General features: G+C 40.7%; 2 protein-coding genes and 1 pseudogene. 1 reads left to right on the forward strand and 2 read right to left on the reverse strand.

Annotated features, from left to right (window positions below; genetic code table 11):
• The coding region (locus tag ACWHAR_RS26370; protein ID WP_452088337.1) for a DUF2614 family zinc ribbon-containing protein at positions 1–71 on the forward strand (71 nt) is incomplete at its 5' end.
• A gap of 34 nt (positions 72–105) precedes the next feature.
• Here the strand turns inward: ACWHAR_RS26370 and perR are convergent.
• Both perR and ACWHAR_RS26380 read right to left on the reverse strand, forming a co-directional pair.
• The gene (gene perR, locus ACWHAR_RS26375; RefSeq protein WP_003223285.1) at positions 106–543 is read right to left on the reverse strand and encodes a peroxide-responsive transcriptional repressor PerR; all 438 of its coding nucleotides are present in this window, start codon (positions 541–543) and stop codon (positions 106–108) included.
• 123 nt (positions 544–666) lie between these two features.
• A pseudogene (locus ACWHAR_RS26380) lies at positions 667–759 on the reverse strand (peroxiredoxin); the annotation flags it as partial.

Below are 759 nucleotides of genomic sequence, written 5' to 3' on the forward strand. Positions count from 1 at the left end.
TGACTTTAGATAAGGGATTAGAAGGAAAAGAATTTGATGAGTCTTATAATAAAAAGAAAATGTCGAAATAAAATAAGCTGACCGTTTCGTGCGGTCAGCTTATTTTTAATGATTTTCTTTTTTCGAACACTCTTGGCAGACGCCGTAAATTTCTAAACGGTGGTGGCTTACCTTGAAGCCCGTGACGTGGGCAGCGAGCTGTTCCACTTCATCAAGGCCCGGGTAGTGGAAGTCCACAATTTTACCGCAGTTTTCGCAAATCGCGTGATAGTGATCGGATGTCACAAAATCGAATCTGCTGGAAGCATCACCGTATGTGAGCTCTTTTACCAAACCTGATTCCCGGAACACACGCAAATTGTTATATACTGTCGCTACGCTCATGTTAGGAAATTTCCCTTCCAGAGCTTTATATATATCGTCCGCTGTTGGATGAGCCATAGAGTTAACGAGATATTCCAGAATCGCATGACGTTGAGGAGTAATGCGAACTCCGGTTTCCTTCAACGTTTCTAAGGCTTCTTTTAGTTCATGTGCAGCCATCCGTCATGCACCTCTCTTCTAAAAAAAAATTCTTACATTGTAATGTTTATAATTAGTGTAACTCTTTCTACGATAATTTGTCAATTGATATCAGGGTAAAAGTAAGCATAGGCTCATAGAGATTTACTTTTCCGACATATCTTGGAGGGTTTGAAGCGCTTCGGCTACATGGTCCTTTACTTTTACTTTTCTCCATTCTTTAATGAGCCGGCCTTC

Source organism: Bacillus sp. LR--39 (assembly GCF_053613335.1).